We start from the raw sequence: 25,429 nt of genomic DNA, 5'->3' as shown, positions 1-25,429 counted from the left end.
CGGAGCGCACGGGTGCTGTCCCGGCTAACAAGTGCGATCTCGATCGGTTCAGACCGTGCCGATCAGCATGAAGCGGGTGTATTTTTTTGTCGGCAGCGCGCCGGCGAACTCCACGGTCGTCAATGCCGCCTGCTTGGCGAATTCTTCGACAGAGGCCACGCAGTTGATATGCGTCGGCTCGCTGAAATAGTCGTTGGACTGGAGCAGCACCCGCGTACCGGCCGGAATGCGATCGAGCCATGCCTTGAGGTCTGCGATATGCTCGCAGCTCGTATTGATCACCACGTCTGCCGCGAGCGCGGCGTAGTCGATCGCATACATGTCCGCCGTCACGGCATGAAACTTGTCCAGAAAGGCCGCGTTCAGCGTCCGCGCCACCGCTTCGACGTCCGGATCGATGTCGAAGCTGTCGACTGCGGCCACATCGAAGCGCTGGTCTTCCAGCAGCATGGCGCCGAGAATGCCGTACCAGCCGCCGAGGATGGCGATCTTGCCGTAGGAGGGGCCGGCCACCTCAAAGAGCGTATCGCGCGCCCAGACCTTGCAGGCAACCTGCTTGTGGTTGAAGGCATTGGCGATGTGGGCGTCTGGATGTTTGGCGATCACCCGGCCGATCCCTTCGATCAGCGGACTGCGCGTATAGGCGGCGATGCCACGCGCGAGATCGAAGGCATGCTCGTACCAATCGCTGGTTTGGCAGGGGGGATGGCTGGTTTGTTTCATGCGGTCGTTGTAAGCTGCGCATCGAGCGAGTGCAATAACGGCGTGTGCTTTCGGGAGCGTCGACCTCTGCCGGTTGACTTCAAGGCCGCCTGTTGGAAACCGCGTCCATTGCAGATTTCCCTCGCACCTGCATAATCGATCAACCGGATTCGGCGCCGGGCGGAATATGCAGGCGTCCCTTCAGGAGCGTGCCTTAGGGTACCCGTCCGGAGGTGTCGCCGAAGAGTGATGCGTGCTGGGGACATATGGCAACCCGGCCCGCCAGCAGCAGTCGTGTTCAATAAGGTCCTATCGCCAGTAACATGGAACCACGCCTTTCCCGCTATATCTGGACCCACACGCGCAAGGACCAGCTTTGGATCCTGGTTGTCGTCGCGCTGTCGATGATCCCTTATTTCCTGTCGTTCGATCTGCCGAAGCAGATCGTCAACGGGCCGATCCAGGGCGATGGCTTCGACAGTCCGGAGGCCACTCAGGCCTTCCTGCCGATATCCTTCGACCTGCCGTATTTGGGCACGTTCAACGTCTTTGACGGCTTCCAGCTCGGCCGCGAAGGCATGCTGCTCGCCCTCAGCCTGGTGTTCCTGGCGCTGGTGGTGGTCAACGGCCTCTTCAAATTCTACATCAACACGTTCAAGGGCCGGCTCGGCGAGCGGCTCTTGCGCCGCATCCGTTTCGAACTCGTCGACCGGGTCCTGCGTTTTCCGCCCAGCCATTTCAAGCGGGTGAAGCCCGCCGAAATCGCGACGATGATCAAGGACGAGGTCGAGCCGCTCGGTGGTTTCACCGGTGATGCCTTCGTCTCGCCCGCCTTGCTCGGCGGCCAGGCCTTGACGGCGCTCGTGTTCATCCTGCTGCAGAGCTTCTGGCTCGGGCTGATCGCAACGCTGATCGTCGCGGTTCAGGCGGTCATCATTCCGCGCATGCGCAAGCGGCTGCTTGTGCTTGGGCGCGAGCGGCAGTTGACGGCGCGCGAGCTTTCCGGCCGCGTCAGCGAAATCGTCGACGGTATCGGCGCGATCCGCGGCCACGATACGTCGAACTACGAGCGCGCCGACATCGCGGCGCGGCTCGGCCGGATCTTCAAGATCCGCTACGACCTCTACCAGTGGAAATTCCTCGTCAAGTTCATCAACAACTTCCTCGCGCAGGTCACGCCTTTCCTGTTTTACGCGATCGGCGGCTATTTCGCCCTGCAGGGCCGCCTCGACATCGGCCAGCTCGTTGCCGTCATCGGCGCCTACAAGGACCTGCCGGGTCCGCTGAAGGAACTGATCGACTGGGACCAGGCCCGTCAGGACGTCCAGGTGAAATATGCGCAGGTGGTCGAGCAGTTCAGCGTCGACACGCTGCTCGATCCCAAGGTCCAGGCGGTGGCAACCACCGCTGCCGTGCCGCTCGCAGGCCCGCTTGCCGCCGTCAATCTGACGGTGATCGACGATGGCGGCTCGACGCTGCTCGACCACGTGTCGCTGCAGGTCCAGCCCGGCGAAAAGGTGGCGCTGATGGGTGGTGGCGAAGTGCTCGCCGAGGCCTTCGGCCGGCTCGTCTGGCCGGCAAGCGGCAAGGTGCTCGTCGGTGGCCAGGACATCCTGGAGCTGCCGGAATCGGTGACCGGCCGACGGATTGCCTACGCCTCGTCCGACGTCTACGTCTTCCAGGGCAGCCTCGGTGACAACATCCTTTACGGGCTGAAGCATGCGCCGCTCACGGACGAGATCTATGAGGGCGAGCGTGCGACGCACCGCAAGTGGGAGGTGACCGAAGCCCGGCTGGCCGGAAACCCGTATCTCGACGTCAACAGCGACTGGATCGACTATGGATCCGCCGGGGCAAACGGGCCGGACGATCTGCTCGTGCAGATCCGGCCGGTTCTCGACGCGGTGCTTTTGACCAACGACGTCATGGCGCTGGCCGTGCGCTCGACCATCGATCCCCACGAGCATGCGGAGTTCGCCGCAGGCATCGTCGAGATGCGCAGTGCGCTCCGGCAGCGTCTCGAAAAGGAAAAGCTCAGCGACCTCGTCGTGTTCTTCGAGCCCGGGACCTACAATGTCGAGGCGACGATCGGCGAAAACATGCTCTTCGGCACCATCACCGATCAGGTGATGTGGGCAGATGCGCTGGAGAACCATCCGTTCTTCAAGACGATCCTGCAGCGGGTCGGCCTGCGCGACACCTTTTATGAGATGGGCATCGAGATCGCCGAGAACGTCGTCGAACTGTTCCGCGACTTGCCGCCGGATCACCCGTTCTTCCAACAGTTGACCTTCATGACCGCCGAGGAAATCCCGGTCTATGAGGCCATCCTCCAGAAGGTACGCACGAAGGGCAAGGGCGAGGTCTCCGAGGACGACCAGATCAAGGTGATCAGGCTGTGCTTCGATTACATCGAGCCGCGGCACCGTTTCGGTCTTTTGACCGATGAGGTCATGGCGAAGATCGTCGCCGCCCGGCGCGAGTTCGACGAAGGCCTGCCGGCGGATCTCGCCGGGATGATCGAGCACTACCGCCCGAACCGATTCATCGCGTCCGGCAGCATTATCGACAACGTGCTCTTTGGACGTATCGGTCACAAACACGCCGACGGCTCGGAGAAAATCCGCGCGATCGTCCGGGATCTCTTCGAGGCGGGCGGGCTCTACAACGAAGTGCTTGCTTTCGGCTTCGACTTCAATGTCGGCGCCGGCGGCAAGCGGCTGACGGCCGCGCAGCGGCAGAAGCTCGACCTTGCGCGCGCGCTGATCCGCAATTGCGATTACTACATATTCAATCAACCGCTCCTGGCGCTCGACCAGCGCGTCCAGGAACAGGTCGTCCGCAACGTCTTTGCGATGCTCGATCAGGGCGGGCGTGATCCTGCGGTCATCTGGGTTCTCGCCAATCCGGCGTTGGCGGACCTCTTCGATCGCGTCGCCCGGTTCGAAAACGGGCGCCTGCTGCACGACGCTAATGTGGATGAACGACCTGACTACAAGGAAATGGCATCTTGATGTAATATTAATGTCAGGGCACGAGCATATGGTCCCGCCGCGATGCGGGAGGCAAGTTGCCCCCGACGGGAACTCGGAGACACGGATTGTGATGTTGCTCAAAGATGAAGTCGAAATGCTGCGCCGAATAACCCTGTTCTCGGGATTGCCGCCGGCAAAGCTGAAACTTCTGGCCTTCACGTCCGACAGGGTCATGTACAGCGCCGGCGAAGCGCTGTTCTATCAGGGTGACATCGGCGACGCGGCCTATGTCATTCTTTCCGGCAAGGCGGAGGTGCTCATCAATACGGCGGGTGGGCCTTTCAAGATCGCCGAAGTCGAGCAGAATTCGATCGTCGGCGAAATCGCCATTCTCTGCAACACGCCACGCACCGCGACGGTGCGCACCAGCACGCCGCTCGAGGCCCTGCGCATCCGCAAGGACGATTTCCTCAAGCTTCTGGCCGACTTCCCCGAGATGGCGGTGGAAATCATGCGCGTTCTCGCCGACCGCCTCGCGCAAACGACGGCGGAGCTCAGCGAGGCCCGCGGCTCGATGGAGCCGGTGGACGCCTGACGGCGGCACCTCTCTTGTACGGGCGAACCTTCCCGAAAATGCAGGCGGCGATGTGCCGGGGCAGCCATTCGCCTCGGTCATATGAGCCCTTCGCAAAATCCATTCCGCTTCGTCCGGATATGGGTTAGAGAAACGCCATGCGTTCGATCACCTATTTCCACAAGACCGTTCAGTTTCCCGACAAGCCGGAAAAGAAGCGCTTTTTCGCGCGGCTGCAGAACGGCGACTGGGAGCCTTGCACGTTCCAGAACATCGCGCGCCTGGTCGACGCCAAGACGACCTTCATCGACATCGGCGGCTGGATCGGCGTGACGCCCTATTGGGCGGCGCAGATTGCCGACAACGTTATCACTGTCGAGCCCGACCCTGTCTGTTTCGGCATCCTCAAGGAAATGCAGCCGGAGAATTGCGGCGAAGTGCGGGTCATCAATGCCGCACTGTCGGAGGATGACGTTCTCGTGCTGCATTCCGTCGGTGGCGGTTTCGGAAGCTCCGAAACATCGGCCCTGATCGCCGACGACGACGGCGAGGCGATCCGTGCGCGCACCGTGACGATCGCAGCCCTTCAGGACATGGCGCGGACCGAAAGGCTCTGTTTCAAGATCGACATCGAAGGTTACGAGTATCGCGCGCTGGACCAGTTCCGCATGATCGATCGGATGCGGACGGCTGGCGTGCTGCTGGCGGTTCATCCGCAGATCCTGTTTGCGTCGCTGACGGGCTCCAGGCTGTCGCGCGTCCTTCGCACCATGACCGCCACTATCGGATTGATCCGTAGCCTGAAGGGCTTCCGCCTCGACAATCCCTCGGCAATCTGGACGGCGCTACGCAAATCGATCGCGCGCCGGGAGTTTCGCGGTTTCGACCTGCTGTTCGTGGCGCGCGAGGGTAGCCGCTAAGGAGCCTTTGGCGGCTCAAGTCCTTTCATGCATGAGGACAAGGACGGTAATGTCCGGGCATCCGCCGAGAACCGAAACGATCCTCGGTTCGGTTAACCATGCCCCCGCTTAAAGTTAACTCTTCGTTTCAAAATGTTACTTCCGGTGGTATAGGTTCGCTGCTGCTATTTCCTGGTTTTGGTTGTGGCGCGTCGCGGAGGGCGGTTGCATGTCCTGGTTATACGTTGCCGGTGTCGCCTATGGCCTGACGGGGTTTTTTCTCGGGGGGATGACCTACCTTGAAGGATTGCAGGCGCATGCACCTTGGAACATGTACCGCGTGGCCGGGCTTCTGGTCTGCGTTTTCTGGCCGATTCTGTTTCTGTATCTGATGCTCAGGATGGCATCGAAAAGACGAATTCCGGAGCGCTGACGGCAAGGGCCAGCGGCGCTTATCCTCAACGCGGCGCCTGAACGGCGGTATTTACCATACAACTAGAAAATGCCGGAGATTAACCCATGATTCCGTCATGCGGTTTATGGTCCGGCAGTGATCGAACGGTGTGAAAGTATCTCGGCATGTGCGGTTACGGTGGCTATTTCGGGTCGGCCCCGGATGCGGAAATCCTTCTCAAAAGGATGGCCTCTGCGATCGCGCATCGTGGCCCGGACGAAAACGGCGTTCTTGCCGCACCGGAGGCCGGGCTCGCCCATGTACGGCTGTCGATCGTCGGTCTCGGCGACGGCCAGCAGCCGATGTCCGACGAAACCGGCGACCTTTCGATCGCCTTCAACGGCGAGATCTTCAACTACGTCGAATTGCGCGAGGAACTGCGCGCCAAGGGGCGGCGGTTCCGCACCGCGAGCGACACCGAGGTCATCCTGCATCTCTACGCCGTGATGGGCGAGGACTGCCTGTCCGTCCTCAACGGCGATTTCTCCTTCGCGATCTGGGATAGACGCCGTCAGCGCATGGTGTTGGCGCGCGACCGCATGGGCGTGCGCCCGTTGTTTTACACGACCCATGCCGGGACATTCTATTTCGCCTCCGAAATCAAGGCGCTGCTCCAGGTCCCCGGCATTTCCGCCGAACTCGATCCCGTTGCGCTCGACCAGATTTTTACCCTTTGGGCGCCGATCGCGCCGCGGACCGGCTTTCGTGGCATTCACGAGCTCGAGCCGGCTCACCTGATGATCGTCGAGAAGGGCAAGACGTCGATCCGCCCCTATTGGCAACTCGACTATCCGGACCACGACGCGCCGCCGCTGTTTGCCGATGAGCGCAGCGCGGCCGAGGAACTACGCGCGCTTCTTACCGATGCGACCCGGATCCGCATGCGGGCCGACGTGACCGTCGGATCCTATCTCTCGGGCGGGCTCGACAGCTCCATCGTCTCGGCGCTTGCAGCCGGAATGGCGCCGCAGGGTCTGCGCACGTTTTCCGTGACGTTTGATAGCGTCGAACACGACGAGAGCGCCTTCCAGATGGAAATGGCAAAGGCGCTCGGCACGCATCATAGCGCGGTCGCCTGTCGCGCCGGCGACATCGCGAAGGTCTTTCCGCAGGTCGTCCGTTTCGCCGAACGTCCGATTATCCGCACGGCGCCTGCCCCGCTCTACCAGCTCTCGGGTCTCGTGCGCGAGCAGGGATTGAAGGTCGTGCTGACGGGCGAGGGCGCCGACGAGGTCTTCGCCGGATACGATATCTTCAAGGAGGCGCGGGTGCGCCGCTTCTGCGGCCGCCAGCCCGGCTCGCGAATCCGGCCGCACCTGTTCCGCAAGCTCTACCCCTATCTGCCGGGCCTGCAGCAGCAATCGGCGGAATATCTCGCCGCTTTTTTCGGCGCCGGCGACGTGCCGCTCGACGACCCGCTGTTCTCGCACCGCCCGCGGTTCAAAAGCACGGCCGCGACCAAGATCTTCTTTTCTCCCGACCTGCGCGCCACGCTGAAGGACTACGACGCGGCCGAGGATCTGGCGAGCCGGCTTCCTGCCGCCTTCGGTCGCTGGCATCCGCTGCACCAGGCGCAGTATCTCGAAAGCCGTTTCCTTCTGCCCGGCTACATTCTCTCCAGCCAGGGCGACCGCATGGCCATGGCGCACGGGATCGAAGGACGCTTCCCGTTCCTGGACCACCGCCTCGTCGAGTTCGCGACGCGCCTGCCGCCGGAAATGAAACTGAAGGGGCTGGTGGAAAAACACATCCTGCGCGAAGCGACGAAGGACCTGCTTCCGCCGACCATCGGCCAGCGCACCAAGCAGCCCTATCGCGCGCCCGACAGCCACTCGTTTACGGGGCCTGGCGAACTCGATTACGTTCGCGATGCCATGAGCGAGACACGCATCGGCGACAGCGGTCTGTTCAATGCCAAGGCCGTGAGCAAGCTCTACGAGAAATGCCAGTCGCAACCGACCACCGGCTTTAGGGACAATGCCGCCTTCGTCGGCATCCTGTCGACGCAGCTCTGGCTCCAGACCTTTACCGGCACCAGCATCCGCGCCGCTCAAGCGGCCTGAAACCCATTGGGAAAGGAAATGAAATGACGGAAACCATCAAGGACAAGGTCAGGGCCTTTGTCATCGAGAACTTCCTGTTTGGCGATACCTCGTACGATCTCGCCGACGGCGCCTCTCTGATCGAGAACGATATCATCGACTCGACCGGCGTTCTGGAACTCGTCGCCTTCATCGAAGACCAGTTCGGCATCGCCATGGCCGACGCAGACATCGTGCCGGCGAACCTCGATTCGCTCGCGCGCATCTCGGCCTTCATCGAGGCAAAGGCCGGAGTGCCGGCCACGGCCTAACCAAGACCCGAGGGCGTTACATGCGGTTCGAGCAGTTTCTCATCGGCAATGCGGCAAGGCATGCGGCCAAGACGGCGCTGGTCACCGATCACAAGCGCCTCAGCTACGGCGAGTTCGACGATCTGTCGAGCCGGCTGGCGGCCGCGCTGGCAAAGGCAGGCGTCAAGCGCAACGACCGCGTCCTCGTGTTCATGGACAATTGCTGGGAGGCGGCCGTTTCGATCTTTGCGATCCTGAAGGCGGGCGCGACCTTCAGTCCGATCAACGCCTCGACCAAGGCGGACAAGCTCGCCTACATCATCGACGACTGCGAGGCGGCTGCGATCCTGACGCAGGCCAAGTTGATGCCGGTGGTGGCGGACGCCCGGGCGCAGAGCAGCGGCAAGGCGGATATCTTCGTCGCATCGACCGCGGCGCCCAATGGCCAGTCGCCTGCCGGAGCGGTGCCCTTCGAGGGCTGCCTGTCGGCGGAGGCGACGCCGGTGCCGCATGGCGGCATTGACGTCGATCTGGCGATGCTCATCTACACATCGGGGTCGACCGGCCGCCCGAAGGGCGTGATGATGACCCACCGCAACATCGATGCGGCGTCGGAATCGATCACCACCTATCTGCGCAACGAGCACGACGATATCATCCTCAACGTGCTGCCGCTCGCCTTCGACTATGGGCTCTACCAGTTGCTGATGGCGATCAGGCTCGGGGCGACGCTGGTGCTCGAAAAGTCCTTCGCGTTCCCGCATGCGATCTTCGAGCGTATTCGCGAGGAGGGCGTCACCGGCTTCCCGCTGGTGCCGACGATGGCGGCGATGATCCTGCAGATGCGCGACCTGGAGCCGGGTTTCCTGCCGAGCCTGCGCTACCTCTCCAACACCGCCGCCGCCCTGCCGCCGCCGCATATCGCCCGCCTGCGCGAGCTTTTCCCGGGCGCACGGCTCTATTCGATGTACGGGCTGACAGAGTGCAAGCGCTGCACCTACCTGCCGCCGGAGGAACTGGATCGCCGGCCGGGCTCCGTCGGCATTGCCATCCCCAACACGGAAGCCTTCGTCGTCGACGACGAGGGCCGCCGCGTGCCGCCGGGCGTTCCCGGCGAACTCGTCGTCCGCGGGCCGCATGTAATGCAGGGCTACTGGCGCAACGACGTGGCGACCGAGCGCATGCTGCGGCCCGGGCCGAACCCTTGGGAGAAGGTGCTCTATACGGGCGACCTTTTCCAGACGGACGAAGAGGGCTTTCTCTATTTCGTCGGCCGCAAGGACGATATCATCAAGACCCGCGGCGAGAAGGTCGCGCCCAAGGAAGTCGAGACCGTGCTCCATGCCCATCCCGGCATTGCCGAGGCCGTCGTCATCGGCATGCCGGATCCGGTTCTCGGCCACGCGATCGCTGCCCTTGTGGTGCGCACGGATCCTGACTTGACCGACAAGGACATCATCCGCCACTGCACCCGCCACCTCGAAGATTTCATGGTGCCGAAGATCATCGAATTCCGCACCGAACTGCCGAAGACGGATACCGGCAAGGTCAGCCGCCGACTTGCCGCCGAGACGATGGAGCCTGCACAATGAACATCAGAACAACCGGGGGCAATGGCCCGTTTTCGGCCGAAACCCTGACGATCGACCACGCGGCCGAGACCGATCGCATCGTTTCCGCCTTGCGCGGACAGTTGCGCTCCATGAAGAAGCGCGGTCTGGTGCTCGGGCTTTCGGGCGGCATCGACTCCAGCGTTTCCGTGGCGCTTGCGGTGCGCGCGGTCGGCGCCAAGAACGTCTTCTGCCTGTTCATGCCGGAAAACGATTCCGATCCGGAAAGCCTGCGCTTCGGCCGGCTGGTCGCTGAAACCTTCGGCGTCGAGGCGATCGTCGAAGACATCGGGCCGATCCTCAAGGCCATGGGCTGCTACGAGCGCCGCGACGCCTTCATCCGGGAACTGGTTCCGGACTATGGCGACGGGTGGGCCTCGAAGGTCGTCATCGCCAACGCGCTTGAGGGAGAAGGCTACAACATCTCCTCGCTGGTCGTTCAGAGCCCGGAAGGCGTGCAATCGAAACATCGCATGCCGCCCTCGGTCTATCTCGGCGTCGTTGCGGCCACCAACATGAAGCAACGCACTCGCAAGCAGGTCGAGTACTATCATGCCGACCGGTTGAACTTTGCCGTACTCGGCACGCCCAACCGGCTGGAATACGACCAGGGATTCTTCGTCAAGAACGGCGACGGCGCCGCCGACGTAAAGCCGATCGCCCATCTCTATAAGTCGCAGGTCTATGCGCTTGCCGCCCATCTCGGCGTTCCCGCGGAAGTTTGCCGTCGCCCGCCGACGACCGACACCTATTCTCTGGAACAGACGCAGGAGGAGTTCTATTTCTCCCTGCCTTACGACCGCATGGACCTCTGCCTTTATGGCCTCAATCACGGGATCGAGATCGAGGCCGTCGCCAAGGCGGCCGGCTTGACCGTGGTCCAGGTCGAAAGGGTCTGGGCGGATATCGCCGCCAAGCGCAAGGCGACGCGCTACCTGCATCTCGGGCCGCAACTGGTGCAGCCCGTGGAGGAAATTGCCGGCTATTGAGGCCTGGCCGCACCGCCGGCCATCGTCAATCGAAGCTGCCGCCGATCAGCCGGCTCCAGTATTCGCCGGAAATGCCGTTGAAGAAGCCCTGTCCGTCGCGGCAGACTTCGACGATGGTCTGGTCGCGCGAATGCACAACGGTCGAGGCGACGTGCACGAAGGCGATGCGTCGGCCGAGCATGGCTTCCATCAGCGCCGGTTGTGTGCGCCCGCGCAAACCCGCAAGGCCACGTCTCGACGCCTCGTCGACCAGGCAGTCAATGACCGGCCCGGCCTGCCCTGGCCGCGCCAGGATCTGCAGTACCCGACCGATTTCACCGGCTTTGACGTAGTAGGCGAATGCACCGACCACGGCGCCCGTGCGCGCCGTCACCAGCGCGTAGGCGAGTTCGCCCTGCTCGGGCTTCTTTTCGGCATCGGCAAGGACGTGATCGAGCTGGCCGTCGCTCCATTCGGGGCGAAGCGGAAACGGCGCGGTGAACTGGTCGACGACGGCGGCAAAGCCGCTGCGGTCCGTCTCGGTCGCGGTGAAGCCGGCCGGTGCCGCCCCCGCCTCGGGCAGGGCGGACCAGCGCTGCTCGCCCTGGCCCATGCGCTTGCGATAGAACCTGTCGAGTGCGCGCGCGAAGGGGGCGGCGAGCCGGGCGGGCTTGATGCGGTTCGAGGCGACGCTCAGGCTAAAGGTCGCCGGACGGATGACGCGCACCCAGTCGAGGCTGTATTGCGGCAGGACCACGCCGCGAAGCCGCGTCCACATCTGCACAGAGACTTCGCTTGCTGTCTCACTGAAGGATAGATCCTGCGGACCGGCGAGGAAGGCCTTCATGAGGCGCGCTCCGGCCAAGGGGTCGCTTTCCCGGTCTTCCGCCATCAGCGATCCGCAGATCGCGGCGCGCAAGTGCCGGCCGTTCAGTGTCATCGGCAGCGCATTGACGCCGACGAAGCCGGTAATCCGACCCTCGTCGTTCACATGCACGAGAGGTCTGATTTCCGGATCGCAGCCTGGCCCGTCGAGATAGAGTTGCCGCATATAGTCGGCAAGTGCTGGCGAAGCGGTCCGCTCGTCACGGAACACCCGCTGGAACATTCCGGCGACCGCTGGAACGTCCGCGTGGTCTAGCGAACGGATTTCGCTCATCGGGCCTGCTCTCCGGCGCCGGCCTCTACCGGGCCGGCGATTTTCTGGACGATTACGACGCGCGGCTTGCCGTCACGGTCGGATGCGAAGGTGACCGGTGCATAGGCTTTCGCCCGTGAGAGAAGTGCAGCCGCCTGCCGCTCCTGGCCCTCGCCGAACTCGAACAACAGCCAGCCTCCCGGTTTCAGGAAGGCAAGGGCGTCCCGGATCAGGCGCTGGTGTATGGAAATGCCGTAGGGGCCTCCGTCGAATGCCTCGCGCGGCTCGTTGTCGAGCAGATGCGCGCGGTCCCCCTCCAGCCGGCCGGTCGAGATATAGGGTGGATTGCAGACCACCATGTCGATCTTGCCCTGGAGATCGTCGCTGTCGAGCGCCGCAAAAAGATCGCCCTGCCGGACAAAGACGCGCGAGCCGAGGCCGAGCCGATCGACGTTACGGCGGGCAAGCGCCACGGTGCTGTCCGTCAGGTCAGCGCCCCAGACACGCGCCGACGGGATCTCGCTGGCGATACCAACGGCGAGGTTGCCGGAACCGCAGCACATGTCGATGATGGTGACGTCGAGGGGCCCGCCTTCAAGGATCGATACGGCTCTTTTTCCAAGAAGCTCTGTTTCTTCCCGTGGAACCAGGACGTCGGGCGCAAGTTCCAGTTCGACACCCATGAAGCGGTGCAGTGTTGCGGCCCGGTCTTCGGTCGGTCGGTCGGTCTGATTGCTGTCGTTTTGCGCCACGGCCACTCCTCATGTCGCTGGAAAACTCTGTAGACGTGCGGACCGCAGCCTAGTGCAATTGAGTAAACGGAAGCTGAAATACAATTGCCGCGAGCACGTTAACCGCGCAATCATTTCTGCCTGTTACCGTGCGCGTGATCAGAGGCGGGTGCTCGCTGTCATTGAACGCATCTTGCGCGTAACAATGACGGGTTGAGATCAAGGGCAGATCGGAATGGCTTCGGAAGGTGTGAAGGAACGCGCGCACAAACCGTTCCTCTCGATGATCATATCCTATGCTGCATCCGGCGGCAGCCTTGTCATTGGCTCGGCTGCGCAGCTTCTGACCTTTGCGATCCTCGCGCGCTTTCTCGGCGTGCATGAATTCAGTGTCTTCGTCGCAATCACGGCCGTTGCCAACATCGCGGTTCACCTTTGTGGTCTCGGCTCGATGGAGTGCCTGGTGCGCCGCGTCGCGCGCGACCGGGGCATGTACCCGCAGATGCTCGGCCACAACATCATTCTGACCTCGATCAGTGGCGTGTTGCTGGTGTTGCTCGGCGCAGCGGTGTTGCCGTTCTTCTTCACGCTTTCGCCCGATCCCGCGGCCAATGTCGCGGTGATCACCTTGATGCTCGTGACCAACATCATCTTCGTGCGGGTCATCGTGCTGGCGGAGCAGATCTTTCTTGCGCATTCGAATTTTGCCTCGGCCAACAAGGTGGTCGTCGGTTTCGCCCTGGCGCGCACCATAGCTGCAGCGCTCGCCTGCATCGCCTTCGGGGTCGCGACGGTGGCCTCCTGGGCTGTGTGGCAGTTCGTATGCCATGTAATCGTGGCCTTCGGCTGCTGGCGAGCGGTCAAGGGGTTGGGACGCCCGACCTATGGCATCGTGCGGGAAGAGCTGCCGCTCGGTCTCTATTTCAGCATCCCGTTCATCCTGCGCGCGGTCCGGCAGAACGCCGACCTTCTGGTCCTGAGCCTCGTGGCGAGCGCCGAGGTCATGTCCAGCTACAGCGTCGCGCGGCGCATGCTGGAGAGCAGCTATCTGTCGGTTGAGGCCTTGAACCGCCTGATCTATCCGGGTTCGGCAAAGGCAACGGCAGCCGGCCTTCACCACGCCTTCGAGCGCGTGCGCAAAGTGCTGTTCGCGGCCACCTCGATCAGCATTGCCGCAGCCGTCGCCGTTTTCGTGCTGGCGCCGGTGCTGCCCTATCTCTTCGGCAAGGACTACGTCTCCCTCGTTTCCTTCGTTCGCATCCTGTGCTGGGTCGTGGTGCCGCTCGCCATGTGGTCGGTGGCGATGGAGGCCCTTGGTGCGTCCGGCCACCATCCGGCGCGCGCTTCGGTCATGGGCCTTGGCAGCGTGCTTGGTGCGGCACTCACCGCCTGGGCGACCTGGTACGCACCGCCGACAGGCACGTTCATTTCCTTCTACGTGATCGAGACCGCGATGGTGATCGTCTCATGGGCGGTCTTCCTGCGCTTCGTGCGGCGCGATCGGGAACAGGCCGGCGCGGCCTCCCTGTCGACGGGGGTGGTGCATGGAGGTTGAGCTCGGGAAGATCCAGGCCGCACGGGCGTCCGGACGGGAAATGCCCCGGATGGGCAACGTGCGCGCCATGGAACCCCGGGATATCCCAGCCGTCAGCAGCATGTTCACCCGGATCTTTCGCAAGCGGGAGCAAGAGGCGAGCGCGGAGCTTCAGAACTATGTCGAGACCATCTTCTTCGGCAGCCCGCTTTATGCGCCGGAACACGGCAGCATCGTCTACGACGACGGGACCGGCGGCATCGGCAGCGCCATTCTAGCGATTCCCATGGAGTTCACGGTCAACGGCCGCCGAACGGTGGCGAAACTTCTCTGCGCCTTCATGTCCGAGGGCAAGGCCGGTGCGGTCGGCGCCGCCTGCCTGGCGCGCGCCATGCGGGCGACACGGCAAGACATGTGTTTTTCCGACAACTCGTCTCCGGTCAGCGCCGATCACTGGGTCGCTGGCGGTGGCGTCGTGCTGCCGATCCAGAGCCTCGACTGGCGCCGCTCCTTCCGGCCGTTCAGAGCCTGGGGGCTGACGGTTGGCAGGCAAGTGCGCCTGCTCAGATCCCCGATGCTCTCCGAGCCCCTTGCGCTTGCGGACCGGCTTTTGCGCCGCCGCCGCCCGCGCACAAAGCCCGATCCCGTTGCCGGCTGCTCGACGCACGCCATTGATCCCGCTGCCTTCGTCGATCTCGCAGAACCCATGCTGCAGCGATTTTCCGTCAGGCCGGTCTGGTCGCGCAGCGAATTCGACTGGCTGGTAACGGTCGCGCGACTGAACACGCCGCTCGGCGAGCTTCTCTGCCGCGAGGTCCGGGATGAAAGCGGGCGCGTCATCGGCGCTTATCTCTACTTCGGCAAGGCCGGCGAGCGGGCAACGGTGCTCAACGTCGTCTGCGAGGCCGGCCGTGAGTTCGCCGTCACCGCACAGATGTTCCATGCGCTTGACGCCGAGGGTTACGCGCTCGCCGTCGGCAGCTCGCAGCCGTTCCTCATGAATGCGATCTCGCGCCAGAGATGGCTGTCCTTCCACCATCGCGGCTATTTCTGCATGGTGACGCGGCATGCGGATCTGAAAGACGCGGCCCAGCGCAACGATATCTATGTGGGCGGTCTGGCATCGGAGAGCTGGAGCCGGTTGTTGACCGACTTCTGAAGCGACGGGTTAAGCGGCAATCCTGCCGTTTAACGGAATATTCACCGTACAACCTTAATTCTGCGCTAGAAGGCGGCTCGCGGGGTCACGATCTTCGCGTCTTGATGGGCGTGCGTGAGGGATGCTTATGTATAGGCCGGACGAGGCCGGAAAACAGGGGGCCAGCCAACCGGCACGCGAGCAGCGTGCACCGGTCGAAAGAGGCTCGCTGCTCGATCTGCTCTCGTCAGACCTTCACGAAGCGAAGTCTGGCGCTGACGGTTCGGCAACAGACCGGCCTGCCGAAGTCCAGCATCAATCCAGAGATGTTCCGAAAGCCTCGCCCCATCCGGCTGACTTGGTACCGCCCGTGTCCAGTGCGGCCGGCGCGCGTCGCGACAGCTATTTTCCCGGGTTGAGCGGCCTCAGCCGGATCGGCGTCGACGATATCATCGGCTGGTTGCGCGACGGGCTCATCTGGATCGTGCTGGCGCTCGTCCTGTGCGTGGGGGCCGCGCTCGCCTATGCGATGACGGCGACGCCCCGCTATACGGTCTACACCGATATCGTCGTCGATCCGTCCAACCTCAATGTCGTCAGCGATGACGTCTTCACCACCAATCCGCAGCGCGATGCGCAGTTGCTGGAAGTGGAAAGCAAGCTGCGTATCCTGACGTCGCGCAATGTGCTGTCGCGGGTGATCACCCAGATGCGCCTCACCGAGGACCCGGAATTCGTGAAGCCCTCGGCCTTCAGTTCGCTGAAGAACCTCTTCTCGACGAAGGCGGAGCAGCAGGCCGGAAACGAGCTTGCTGCCATGCGGGCCTTGTCGGAGCGGGTGGAAGCCCGGCGCGAAGAGCGGTCCTTCGTGGTGGTGATGAAGGTCTGGAGCGAAGAGCCTGCGAAAGCGGTGACGCTGTCGGATGCGATCGTCGCGGCTTTCGAGCAGGAGCTGTTTCAGTCCGCCGCCGAGAGCGCCGGTCGCGTCGCGCAGAGCCTCAACGCCCGGCTCGACGAGTTGCGCCACAACGTCACCGAATCCGAACGCGCGGTCGAGGATTTCCGCCGCAAGAACGGGCTGCAGTCGACCAATGACGGTCAGCTCGTGAGCAATCAGCTTTCGAACGAACTCAACACCCAGGTTCTCGACGCCCAACAGCGCTTCATCCAGGCCGATACCCGCTACCGGCAGATGAACGACGCGATAACACAGGGGCGGACCGCAAGTGCATCCGAGTTTGAATCCGTCAACATGACGAACCTGCGAGAGCAGTATAACGTGCTGCAGCAGCAGATCGCCTCCATGCAGCGCACCTATGGGGAGCGCCATCCCCGCCTCGTCAATGCGCGCTCGGAGCGTGCGAACCTGGAATCGGCCATGGCCGACGAGGCGCGCCGCATCCTCGATCGCGCCAAGGCGGACATGGACCGGGAGCAGCAGGCCTTTTCGGCCTTGCGCGCCAAGGCGAGCGACGAGAAGTCGAACGTGTTCTCCGACAACGAAGCCCAGGTGCAGCTGCGAGACCTCGAAAGGGACGCGCGCGCCAAGGCTGCCATCTATGAGACCCACCTGGCGCGCGCCCAGCAGATCACCGAACGCCAGCAGATCGACACGACTAATGTTCGCGTGATCTCGCGCGCCTTGCCGCCGAATGCGCGCAGCTGGCCGCCGCGCACCGTGGTTCTGGTCGCCGGCGGCGGTTTCCTGGGGACTATTCTCGGCATATCCCTCGCGCTTGCCCTCGGTCTGTGGAGATACATCCGTCGTCCGCAGCCCCTGGCGCCGTGAGAGGGCGGCCATCGTGCCCGATCTCAGCGGCAGCCCGGCCAATTCTGCAGAAACCTTGAGGGTCCGCGTCGGGACCTTCCTGTTCCTGGCCATTTCCATCTACTACTGGATCCCCTTTCATTCCTTCGTCGACCTGACCAAGGAAAGTCTGCTGGAACCGGGCGGCGACAATTCCAGCCGGCTGAACCAGATCGTGGCACTGCTGCTGTTTGCGGGCGCCTCCTGCTACGGTGTGCTGCATCCGATGCGGCGTGGGCTTATGCAGCCGCGGGTGCTGCTTGCGATCCTGCTTTTGTGGGTGCTCTTTGCCTGCCTGGTCTCCGCTCATCCGGCCAACGGCATCAAGGCGATCATCCTGACGACGATGGTTGCGGTCAACGCCAACGTCTATCTGCTGCTGCCGGCCAACGAGCGGCACTTCGCCAAGATGCTGGCGGTCTCGACGCTCGTCATGCTCGCGGTTGCCTATTACGGCGTCCTGTTCAAACCGCTTCTGTCCATTCACCAGGCCAACGAAGTGCTGGAGCCGATGCATGCAGGGCTGTGGCGCGGCCATTTCCGTCACAAGAACGAAGCGGCGGTCGCCATGGTGCTTGCCTCGTTTCTCGGCCTGTACGTCCTGCGCCGGTGGTCGAAGCTTGTCGGCCTGACCATCGTTAGTCTGGCCTTCTTCTTCCTCATCCATACGGGAGGAAAGACCTCGACGGCGATGTTGCCGGGCATTCTGCTTCTGGCGTGGCTCTTCGAACATGTGCGCTTGCTGCGCATCCCGATCGCGATCGGCGGCGTGGCCCTGTTCAACCTTTTCGCCGTCGGGTCGGCCGTCTTCCGACCGCTCGGCGAATTCGTCTCGTCGCTCGGCATCGACGCGACCTTCACGAACCGGGCCGATGTCTGGCGCTTCGCCTTTTCGGTGATCGCCGAACAGCCGTTTATCGGGCGAGGCTTCAAGGCCTTCTGGCAGACCGAGGAAGTGGTGTTCAGCGGCGGTGGCATCGAGACCTGGGCGGTTCGTGCGGCCCATGCGCACAATTCGTATCTCGAGACGCTTCTCGTCATCGGCATTCCGGGGTTGATCCTCACGCTGCTTTGGCTTGTGGTGCTCCCGCTCTATCATATCTCGCGCATTCCGCCGGCCCGGCAGCACAGCGACCTCACGCGGCTGTTCCTGCGGATCTGGCTCTATTCGATCTACAGCGCCAGCCTTGAGGCCTTCTTCTTCGATGGTCCGAATGTGCTGTGGTTTACCTTGCTTTTCGCGATTTGCGGTTTGCGCCTGCAGTCCTCGGCAGCGCTTGCAACCGAACCACGCCCGCTTGCACAAAGGATGGTGGCGCATGCCTAGTTTTTCACAGGCTCTGTCGAGGGTCGACGGCCTTGTCGACCGCGTCGCCAACCGGCTGATCTGGCGTCTCGCGTCGAAACCCCGTGACGTCATAACCGACGCGCCGCTCGTGTCCTTCACCTTCGACGACGTGCCGGACACAGCACTTCACAATGGCGCCGCTATTCTCGAACGTCACGGCGTGCGCGGCACGTTCTACATCGCCGGGGGGCTTGCGGGGCGCGTCGAAACGGATCGCACCCTGATCTCGCCCGAGGGCTGCGCGGATCTCGCCCACCGGGGTCACGAGGTCGGCTGCCACACCTATTCCCATAGCAAGATCAGGCGTTTGGGCGGAAGTGGGCTTGCCCGGGATCTCGACCGCAATGCCGCCTATCTCAGGCAAAGCGGCGTCGGCCCGGCCGCGACCAACTTTGCCTTTCCCTACAACGCCGCCTGGCCGCCGGCGCGCCGGGAGTTGGCGCGCCGCTACCGCACCTGCCGCGCGGCCGGCGAGGGCATCAACCGCACGGCCGTCGATCCGCTGATGCTGAAGGCCGTCGAGATCCGGCAGCCGGAGACGGACGCGCAGGCGCTCACGGGCTGGATCGAAGATGTCGTCGATCGGCCTGGCTGGCTCGTGTTTTTCACCCACGACATCGCCCCGCGCCCGACGCCCTATGGCTGCACGCCCGAGACCTTCGAGAACCTGGTTCGCTACGCGGTTGAGAAGGGCTGTGTCGTGTTGCCGGTCGAGCAGGCGCTCGACAGGCTCGGCTGGTAGGAGGACGCATGTCGCGGCAGGGAAACGGCGGCAACAGGCTGCTCGCCATCAACAATTACTTCTATCGCCGTGGCGGCGCGGAGGCGGTCTTTTTCGACCACATGAAGATGTTCTCGGACATCGGCTGGGACGTGGTGCCCTTCGCCATGCAGCACGAGGATAACGAAGCCTCTCCATGGTCCGAGTATTTCGTCTCCGAGATCGAGTATGGTCGGCGTACCAACCTCCTGCGTAAGGTGGTGCAGGCGGCGAGCGTCATCTACTCGCGCGAAGCGCAGAAGAACGTCAGCCGGCTGATCGAGCGCGCTCGGCCCTCCGTCGCCCATGCGCACAACGTCTACCATCATCTTTCGCCCGCGATCTTCTCGACGCTGAAGGCGGCCGGCATTCCGGTCGTCATGACCGCCCACGATCTGAAGCTCGCATGTCCCTCCTACAAGATGCTGCGTGACGGTGCCGTCTGCGAGGACTGTCGCGGCGGGCATATTTACAACGTCTTGCGTCATCGCTGCATCAAGGGGGAGACGACGCTGAGCGCGGTCGTGCTCGCTGAAACCGTGGTCCACCGTGCGCTCGGTCTCTACCGCAACAAGGTGGACCGCATCGTCGTGCCGAGCAAATTCTATGTCGAGAAGCTGGTCGAGTGGGGCTGGCCGCGCGAACAGATGGTCCATATCCCGAACTTCGTCGATGTCGACGTCTATTCGGCCGACTGGGTCGAGGGCGACTATTTCATCTTTGCCGGACGCCTGGCCTCGGAGAAGGGGTTGGCGACGCTGATCCGCGCGGCGGCCACATCAGGCCAACGGCTGGTGATCGCCGGAACCGGCCCCGAGGAAGCGATGCTGCGCCAGTTGGTTGCGCAAACCGGCGCCGACGTGACCTTTGCCGGCTATCTCTCAGGCCAGTCCCTGCATCGTCTGATCGGAGAATCCCGGGCGCTGGTTCTGCCTTCCGAATGGTACGAGAACGCGCCGATCAGCGTGCTTGAAGCCTATGCTTTGGGGCGACCGGTAATCGGCGCCTCGATCGGCGGCATTCCTGAAATGATCCGCGAGGGTGAGACGGGCATGACCGCGATTTCGGGCGACGCCGATGATCTCGCCCGCGTGCTCTCGACGATGGCCGGTCTGCCAGTTGCCGAACGCGCTGCGATGGGTGCTTCGGGCCGACACTGGATCGCCAGTGAGTTCTCCGCGGCCGCCTATCGTGAAAGAACGGTCGACCTCTACTCCAGGCTGGGAGCGGTCTGATCTCGTCCGGCATTAACGTTACGATACAATTTGTAGTAACCTGGGCTCGCCCTATGGTTTTCGGTCATTTATATAAGGGGTGAATGAAATATCTTGGCGATGATTAAGTATATCGCCCTAGTAAACGGAACGGGCAACCTTCGAGGCGACACATGAGCAGAAAGCCTGATGTTTCGCGAAGTCATCGCCAGCAACAGCCGGTGATTGCGCAGGAGATGGTGCAGACCGGACTGTCGGACGGAGCCGGCCGGTTGCCTCGGCATAGCGCCGCGCTCGCAGGCCGGCAGCATGGCCACCCCGTTCAGAGCGGCGCGCTGGCCGCGCGCGGCGAGCGCAAACGCGTGATGATGCTGGGCTTGCGCGGCATCCCCAACGTTCAGGGCGGCGTCGAGAAACACGTCGAAATGCTGGCGAGCAAGCTGCTCGGATACGGCTGGGACGTCGAGGTGGTCGGACGTCGTCGCTATCTGGAGGATCGCAACGCCTACGCCTGGAACGGCGTCGACGTCGTCCCTCTCTGGGCACCGCGCCGGATGGCGTTGGAAGCCATTGTACATACCTTCCTCGGTGTCTGGCTCGCCGCCTGGCGGCGCCCGGATGTCCTGCACATTCATGCCATCGGCCCCGCGCTGATGACGCCGCTTGCGCGCATGCTTGGGCTCAAGGTCGTGGTGACCCACCATGGCTACGACTATGACCGGCAGAAATGGGGCGGTTTCGCCAGGCGCACGCTGAAGCTCGGAGAGCGCCTCGGCATGCGGTTCTCGAACGGACGCGTGGCGATCTCGAAGGACATCGCCGAGACGATGCATGCCCGGCACCATGTCTCCATGACGCTGGTCCCGAACGGCGTCCAGGTCACTCCGCCGACCGGCGAGGCCGGCATTCTCGCGGAGTTCGGCCTGGAACGGCGGCGCTATATCCTGCTCGCTGCCCGGCTGGTTCCGGAAAAGCGACAGCTTGATCTCATCCGCGCTTTTGCCAAGTGCGACTTGGCCGATATGAAGCTCGTTATTGCCGGCGGCGCTGAATTCGAAACGCCCTACGTCAAGGAGGTGAGGGCGCTTGCGTGCGACGTGCCCGGCGTCGTGCTCACAGGTTTTCAGACAGGCGACAGACTGGCGGAACTCTTCGACAATGCCGCCCTTTTCGTTCTGCCGTCCAGCCACGAAGGCATGCCGATTGCGCTGCTTGAGGCGATGGCCTACGGGCTGCCGGTCCTCGCAAGCGATATCGTCGCCAATCAGGAGATGGAACTGGCGCCCGACGAGTATTTCCCGTTGGGCGACATCGACGCGTTGGCGTCCGGTATCGTGGAAAAACTCGCAGCCCCGCTCAGCGACGAGGAGGTGCGCGAGCGTGCGGCGCACGCGGAAGCCGCCTATAGCTGGACAAATGTGGCACAAAGGACCGCGGCGGTGTATAGCGCGTTGCTGGCGAAATAGCCGGACGTTCGCGTCCACCGTGTCGCCGGCCGGAGCTTGCCCCGTGCGTTCACCGCGCACCGCTCTCCTCAAAAATGCGGCCGCGCCCCCGCAACGCGATGAACGCGCAGGCGCCGTCGCCGATCGTTCGATGATTGCCGTGCCTCGCACGCCTCCTGGAAGACAAGCCGACAATGACTATCAAACGCGCCGCCAGCCTCTTCGCATGGATCCTCTTTGCCGTGATCGCCTATTCGACGATGTCGCCGCTCGACCTGCGGCCCCGCATCGGGCACCTGGTCCATCTCGAACGGTTCGGTGCCTTCGGCCTGCTGGGCCTGCTTTTCGCGATCGCCTATCCGAGGCGGCTGGGGCTCGTGCTGGTTCTGGTCTTTGCGACGGCCATCGGCTTCGAGCTGCTGCAGATGGTTTCGGCCGATCGCCACGCACGCGTGACGGATGTGATGGTCAAGCTTCTTGGCGGCGCCTGCGGCGTCTTTGGCGGCTGGTTCCTTCATCGCTTTCGCTTGCCGCTGCTGCGACTGCTGGGGCGGTAAACCAAAACGCAAAATATCGCCGCTAAGATCGGCGGCAACCGGAGCAGGTCTGCGCTCCGTCGAGACTGGGGGATCGCGTGGCAGTATCCGTCATCATCAAGACGCTGAACGAAGAAAAGCGCATCGCCGCGACCATTGAAAGCGCGCTGAAGGCGCTCGAAACCGTTGGCGGCGAGGTCATCGTCGCCGACAGCGGCTCCAGGGACAGGACCGTGGAGATCGCCTCGCGCTATCCGGTCGTGATCGCACAGATCAGCCCGCCGGCACTTCCGAGCTGCGGCATCGGCCCGCAACTCGGCTTCCAATACTCGCGCCACGCGCATATCTGCCTGCTCGACGGCGACATGTTGCTGGACGACGATTTTCTCGAAGTGGCGGAAGCGTTCCTCGCCGACGACCCCGATGTGGCTGGTGTCACCGGCCATGTCCAGGAGATGCTGACCTCAAACCTCGAATTCTCCCGCCGGGTCACACGCAATTCACCAGAAAACCGGATCGGCGCGATCGACCGCATGAATGGCGGCGGCCTCTATCGCCGGGCGGCGATCGAGGCGGTCGGTTACCTCTCGGACCGTAATCTGCACGGTTATGAGGAGTTCGACCTCGGCATCCGGCTCAGAAGTGCCGGCTTTAAGCTGCATCGCCTCGACCGACGCTTCGTCCAGCATTTCGGCCACACCGACAATTCCTATCGCCTGCTCGTACGCCGCTGGAAGAGCAAGTATCTGTTCGGCATCGGAGAACTGCTGCGCGCCTCGCTCGGCCAGCCCTATTTCCTCCAGCTCATCAGAGAGCTGCCGGAGCTCAAGCTTTGGGCGCTGGTCTATCTCTGGTGGGCGGCGTCGCTTGCGATCCTGCTCTTCGTGCCCGACAAACTCCTTGCGCTCGGCATCGTTCTTGCGATCCTTGCCGGCGTGGTGGGACTGATGAGCCTGCGCAAAGGCGGTTTCAGCATGGGGCTTTATACCGTCGTCGCCTGGTTCTTCCATGCAGCGGCGCTGCCGGTCGGCTTCGTCCGGGCGCGCCGAAAGCCTGACGCGCCGATCGAAAGCAAGCTGCTCGGGGCCCCGGCATGATGCGGCGGCCATTGCTGGCAGCCGCGGCAGCGCTTGCTGCTGTCTGCTCGCCGGCGCAGGCATCGGACCAGTGGCTTGCCGTGCGGGAAATTTCCCTCGAGTTCGAGGCTGGCAGCCCTCTCGATTTTTCGTCTTTCCTGCCGAACGGCACGATCGATGCGGATCACCGCCTGGTCGCCGGTGCCGGCGGGCGGCTTGCCTTCGCGAAGTCGCCGGACAAGCCGGAGCGCATGCTCTGCGCATCACTTGCCTGGAGCCCAGCCTCCGGCGGGTTTCCGGATCACGAAACGGCTGACCGCTACGCCCGGCAGCTGGCGATGCGCGGCTACAATCTCGCCCGGCTGCATTTCGTTGATGGCAGCCTGATGTTCGGCCGGGACCGGGATTTCGATTTCGACCCCGAGACGCTCGACCGTATCCACTACCTGCTGGCGGTGCTGAAGAAGAACGGCATCTACTGGATGATGGATGGCCTGTCGTCGCTGCGCGGCGTTTATGGCGGTTTTGACGATCGCTGGGACGATGGCGGAAACCTCAAGCTCGAGCTGTTTGTCGACGAGCGGGCGTCCGACCACTGGAAGCGCATGCAGGAGACGATCCTCGGGCGCGTGAACCCCTACACGGGCGTGGCGCCAATCCGCGACGATGCGCTCGCGGTCGTCATTCTCGCCAACGAGAACGGCATGGAGTTCGACACCGTCGTGCACGATCGGCCGGGCAAGCCGCCCTATGATCCGCAGCTTGCCAAGCCGTTCAACGTGTGGCTCGCCAAACGCTACGGATCGACCGAGGCGCTTGCCAAGGCGTGGCCTGACCTCCGCCCGGACGAGACGATCGAGGCGAGATCCGTGGCGCTGCCGGCGGACCGCTACATCCCTGCTCCGCGGCTGCGCGACCTGCAGGCCTTCTTCACCGAGACGGAAGAGGCCACGACCGCGCGCATGAGCGAGGTGCTCCGCAGGCTCGGCTACCGCGGCTTGATCAGCAACTACAACAACTGGCCGACGGTGCAGGCGTCGCTCAGCCGCCGCGGCCTCGAAGCCGTAACCATGAATACATATCACGACTGGGTCAGCGGCTACGCCCCGGGAAGCAAGACGACGCAGGTCAGCTCGATCGCCGACGGTGTTAATTATATCCGCATGATCGCGGCAACGCGCTGGCTCGACCGGCCGTTCCTCGTCAGCGAATATGATCATCTGTTCTGGAACCGCTACCGCTACGAGGCCGGGCTGGCGATGCCGGCCTATGCGGCGCTGCAAGGCTGGGACGCGCTTTGCCGACATGGCCATGGCCCGATCGTTCTTTCCTATGGCGGGCCGTTCCCGCACAAGAAGGCGATGCTGCCTTATGCCATCGCGCTCGATCCCGTCGCGCGCGCCGGCGAGACGCTGTCGGCGCTTCTCTACCGGCGCGGCGACGTGGCGACCTCAGCCGTCACCGTCCCGTTTGCGGTACGTGGCGAGGAGGATCTTTCCGACGACATGCAGGCCCGCGAACCGGAACGCCTGACGGACCTGGCGTTGGTCGGGCGGATCGGACTTGAAGACGTGAACCGGCTCGGCGATGTGCCTGCGGTGAAGCAACCGCGCCAGCAAGACAGCGAAGGGATACTCGGCAGCCTGCGCCAAAGCGGCGCGCTTTCTGATGAAAACGGTACCAGCATCGATACCGGCATTTACCAGAGCAGCACCGGCGAGATCCTGTTGAATCGCTTTGCCGGACAATTGCGCGTCGTCACCGACAAAACGGAGGCAGCCGCCTTCTCGACGCTGCGAGAGCCGATCGATCTCGGCCTGCTCAGGGTCGAGCGGGCCGATGGCAATGGGCTCGTTGCGCTCTCGGCGCTCGATGCGGATGGAGGGCTCGCAAGGGGCCGGCACCTACTGCTGATCTTTGCGACCGATGCACAAAACACCGGCATGGCGTTTCGCGACACCGAGGAGAAGGTGATCGAGGACTTTGGGCGGCTGCCGGTTCGGCTGCGTGAAGGCTATGTCGATCTGACGTTGGCGCGAACCGCAAAGAACTGGAGCGTTTCGCCCGTGGGCCTCGACGGCAAGGTGCATGCGCCGGTGGCGCAAGGCACGGGCGACGTCGCCTTCCGGCTCTCCAACAATGGGCCCTTCGGCCCAACCACCTATTTCCTCCTCGAATTGCGGTAAGG

General features: G+C 63.3%; 21 protein-coding genes. 18 read left to right on the top strand and 3 right to left on the bottom strand.

Going from position 1 to position 25,429, the window contains the following annotated elements; all coding sequences use genetic code 11:
• Window positions 1-48: 48 nt before the first annotated feature.
• Entirely contained in the window at window positions 49-723 is a 675-nt protein-coding gene (locus IB279_RS23885) for a class I SAM-dependent methyltransferase (RefSeq protein ID WP_060601542.1), read from the bottom strand.
• Window positions 724-1,025: 302 nt separating this feature from the next.
• Between IB279_RS23885 and IB279_RS23880 the strand changes: the two genes are divergently transcribed.
• From IB279_RS23880 to nadE, 8 genes are all read left to right on the top strand, one after another.
• Window positions 1,026-3,716, top strand: a complete 2,691-nt coding sequence (locus IB279_RS23880; RefSeq protein WP_034799202.1) for an ABC transporter transmembrane domain-containing protein — start codon at window positions 1,026-1,028, stop codon at window positions 3,714-3,716.
• 91 nt (window positions 3,717-3,807) lie between these two features.
• Window positions 3,808-4,272 (top strand): cyclic nucleotide-binding domain-containing protein, encoded by a 465-nt coding sequence (locus tag IB279_RS23875; protein ID WP_034799203.1) that lies wholly within the window; start codon window positions 3,808-3,810, stop codon window positions 4,270-4,272.
• A 137-nt stretch (window positions 4,273-4,409) separates the two neighbouring features.
• On the top strand, window positions 4,410-5,171 hold the full coding sequence (locus IB279_RS23870) for an FkbM family methyltransferase (RefSeq protein ID WP_089043719.1): 762 nt from the start codon (window positions 4,410-4,412) through the stop codon (window positions 5,169-5,171).
• Between the two features lie 208 nt (window positions 5,172-5,379).
• Window positions 5,380-5,583, top strand: a complete 204-nt coding sequence (locus IB279_RS23865) for a hypothetical protein (RefSeq protein ID WP_192339864.1) — start codon at window positions 5,380-5,382, stop codon at window positions 5,581-5,583.
• A gap of 146 nt (window positions 5,584-5,729) precedes the next feature.
• Window positions 5,730-7,667: an asparagine synthase (glutamine-hydrolyzing) gene (gene asnB / locus IB279_RS23860; RefSeq protein WP_089043721.1), complete on the top strand. Its 1,938-nt coding sequence runs from the start codon at window positions 5,730-5,732 to the stop codon at window positions 7,665-7,667.
• A gap of 23 nt (window positions 7,668-7,690) precedes the next feature.
• Entirely contained in the window at window positions 7,691-7,957 is a 267-nt protein-coding gene (locus IB279_RS23855; RefSeq protein ID WP_034799210.1) for an acyl carrier protein, read from the top strand.
• A 20-nt stretch (window positions 7,958-7,977) separates the two neighbouring features.
• The gene (locus IB279_RS23850; RefSeq protein ID WP_192339862.1) at window positions 7,978-9,528 is read left to right on the top strand and encodes a class I adenylate-forming enzyme family protein; all 1,551 of its coding nucleotides are present in this window, start codon (window positions 7,978-7,980) and stop codon (window positions 9,526-9,528) included.
• Window positions 9,525-10,535, top strand: coding sequence for an NAD(+) synthase (gene nadE, locus IB279_RS23845; protein ID WP_034799213.1), 1,011 nt, complete (start codon window positions 9,525-9,527; stop codon window positions 10,533-10,535). The genes IB279_RS23850 and nadE overlap by 4 nt, the downstream gene beginning before the upstream one ends.
• 25 nt (window positions 10,536-10,560) lie before the next feature.
• Here nadE and IB279_RS23840 read toward each other — a convergent pair whose 3' ends face one another.
• Both IB279_RS23840 and IB279_RS23835 read right to left on the bottom strand, forming a co-directional pair.
• Window positions 10,561-11,673 (bottom strand): hypothetical protein, encoded by a 1,113-nt coding sequence (locus IB279_RS23840; protein WP_127889925.1) that lies wholly within the window; start codon window positions 11,671-11,673, stop codon window positions 10,561-10,563.
• Window positions 11,670-12,335, bottom strand: a complete 666-nt coding sequence (locus IB279_RS23835; RefSeq protein ID WP_127890003.1) for a HemK/PrmC family methyltransferase — start codon at window positions 12,333-12,335, stop codon at window positions 11,670-11,672. Before IB279_RS23835 ends, IB279_RS23840 begins: the two co-directional genes overlap by 4 nt.
• 283 nt (window positions 12,336-12,618) lie before the next feature.
• Here IB279_RS23835 and IB279_RS23830 point away from each other — a divergent pair, with 283 nt between their 5' ends.
• The 10 genes from IB279_RS23830 (at window position 12,619) to IB279_RS23785 (ending at window position 25,427) form a co-directional block, all read left to right on the top strand.
• Complete coding sequence (locus IB279_RS23830) at window positions 12,619-13,938, top strand: lipopolysaccharide biosynthesis protein (RefSeq protein WP_127889926.1); 1,320 nt, start codon at window positions 12,619-12,621, stop codon at window positions 13,936-13,938.
• Window positions 13,939-13,978: 40 nt separating this feature from the next.
• The gene (locus IB279_RS23825) at window positions 13,979-15,076 is read left to right on the top strand and encodes a GNAT family N-acetyltransferase (RefSeq protein ID WP_234852712.1); all 1,098 of its coding nucleotides are present in this window, start codon (window positions 13,979-13,981) and stop codon (window positions 15,074-15,076) included.
• A gap of 127 nt (window positions 15,077-15,203) precedes the next feature.
• Window positions 15,204-16,844, top strand: coding sequence for a GumC family protein (locus IB279_RS23820; RefSeq protein ID WP_060530256.1), 1,641 nt, complete (start codon window positions 15,204-15,206; stop codon window positions 16,842-16,844).
• Between the two features lie 13 nt (window positions 16,845-16,857).
• The gene (locus tag IB279_RS23815; RefSeq protein WP_034799223.1) at window positions 16,858-18,189 is read left to right on the top strand and encodes an O-antigen ligase; all 1,332 of its coding nucleotides are present in this window, start codon (window positions 16,858-16,860) and stop codon (window positions 18,187-18,189) included.
• The gene (locus IB279_RS23810; protein WP_060586123.1) at window positions 18,182-18,952 is read left to right on the top strand and encodes a polysaccharide deacetylase family protein; all 771 of its coding nucleotides are present in this window, start codon (window positions 18,182-18,184) and stop codon (window positions 18,950-18,952) included. Before IB279_RS23815 ends, IB279_RS23810 begins: the two co-directional genes overlap by 8 nt.
• Before the next feature lie 8 nt (window positions 18,953-18,960).
• Window positions 18,961-20,205, top strand: coding sequence for a glycosyltransferase family 4 protein (locus tag IB279_RS23805; RefSeq protein ID WP_192339860.1), 1,245 nt, complete (start codon window positions 18,961-18,963; stop codon window positions 20,203-20,205).
• Between the two features lie 344 nt (window positions 20,206-20,549).
• Entirely contained in the window at window positions 20,550-21,650 is a 1,101-nt protein-coding gene (locus IB279_RS23800; protein ID WP_244496965.1) for a glycosyltransferase family 4 protein, read from the top strand.
• A gap of 173 nt (window positions 21,651-21,823) precedes the next feature.
• Window positions 21,824-22,186: a VanZ family protein gene (locus IB279_RS23795; RefSeq protein ID WP_034799228.1), complete on the top strand. Its 363-nt coding sequence runs from the start codon at window positions 21,824-21,826 to the stop codon at window positions 22,184-22,186.
• Between the two features lie 77 nt (window positions 22,187-22,263).
• Window positions 22,264-23,262, top strand: a complete 999-nt coding sequence (locus tag IB279_RS23790; protein ID WP_060521752.1) for a glycosyltransferase — start codon at window positions 22,264-22,266, stop codon at window positions 23,260-23,262.
• Window positions 23,262-25,427: a glycoside hydrolase gene (locus IB279_RS23785; RefSeq protein ID WP_192339880.1), complete on the top strand. Its 2,166-nt coding sequence runs from the start codon at window positions 23,262-23,264 to the stop codon at window positions 25,425-25,427. The genes IB279_RS23790 and IB279_RS23785 overlap by 1 nt, the downstream gene beginning before the upstream one ends.
• The last annotated feature ends 2 nt before the right edge of the window (window positions 25,428-25,429 follow it).

It is taken from the genome of Ensifer sp. ENS06, from assembly GCF_014852205.1.
In the GTDB taxonomy this organism is placed as follows: Bacteria; Pseudomonadota; Alphaproteobacteria; order Rhizobiales; family Rhizobiaceae; genus Ensifer; species Ensifer adhaerens.
Note: the sequence above shows the minus strand (reverse complement) of the source record. Positions and strands in the feature narration are given on the sequence as shown.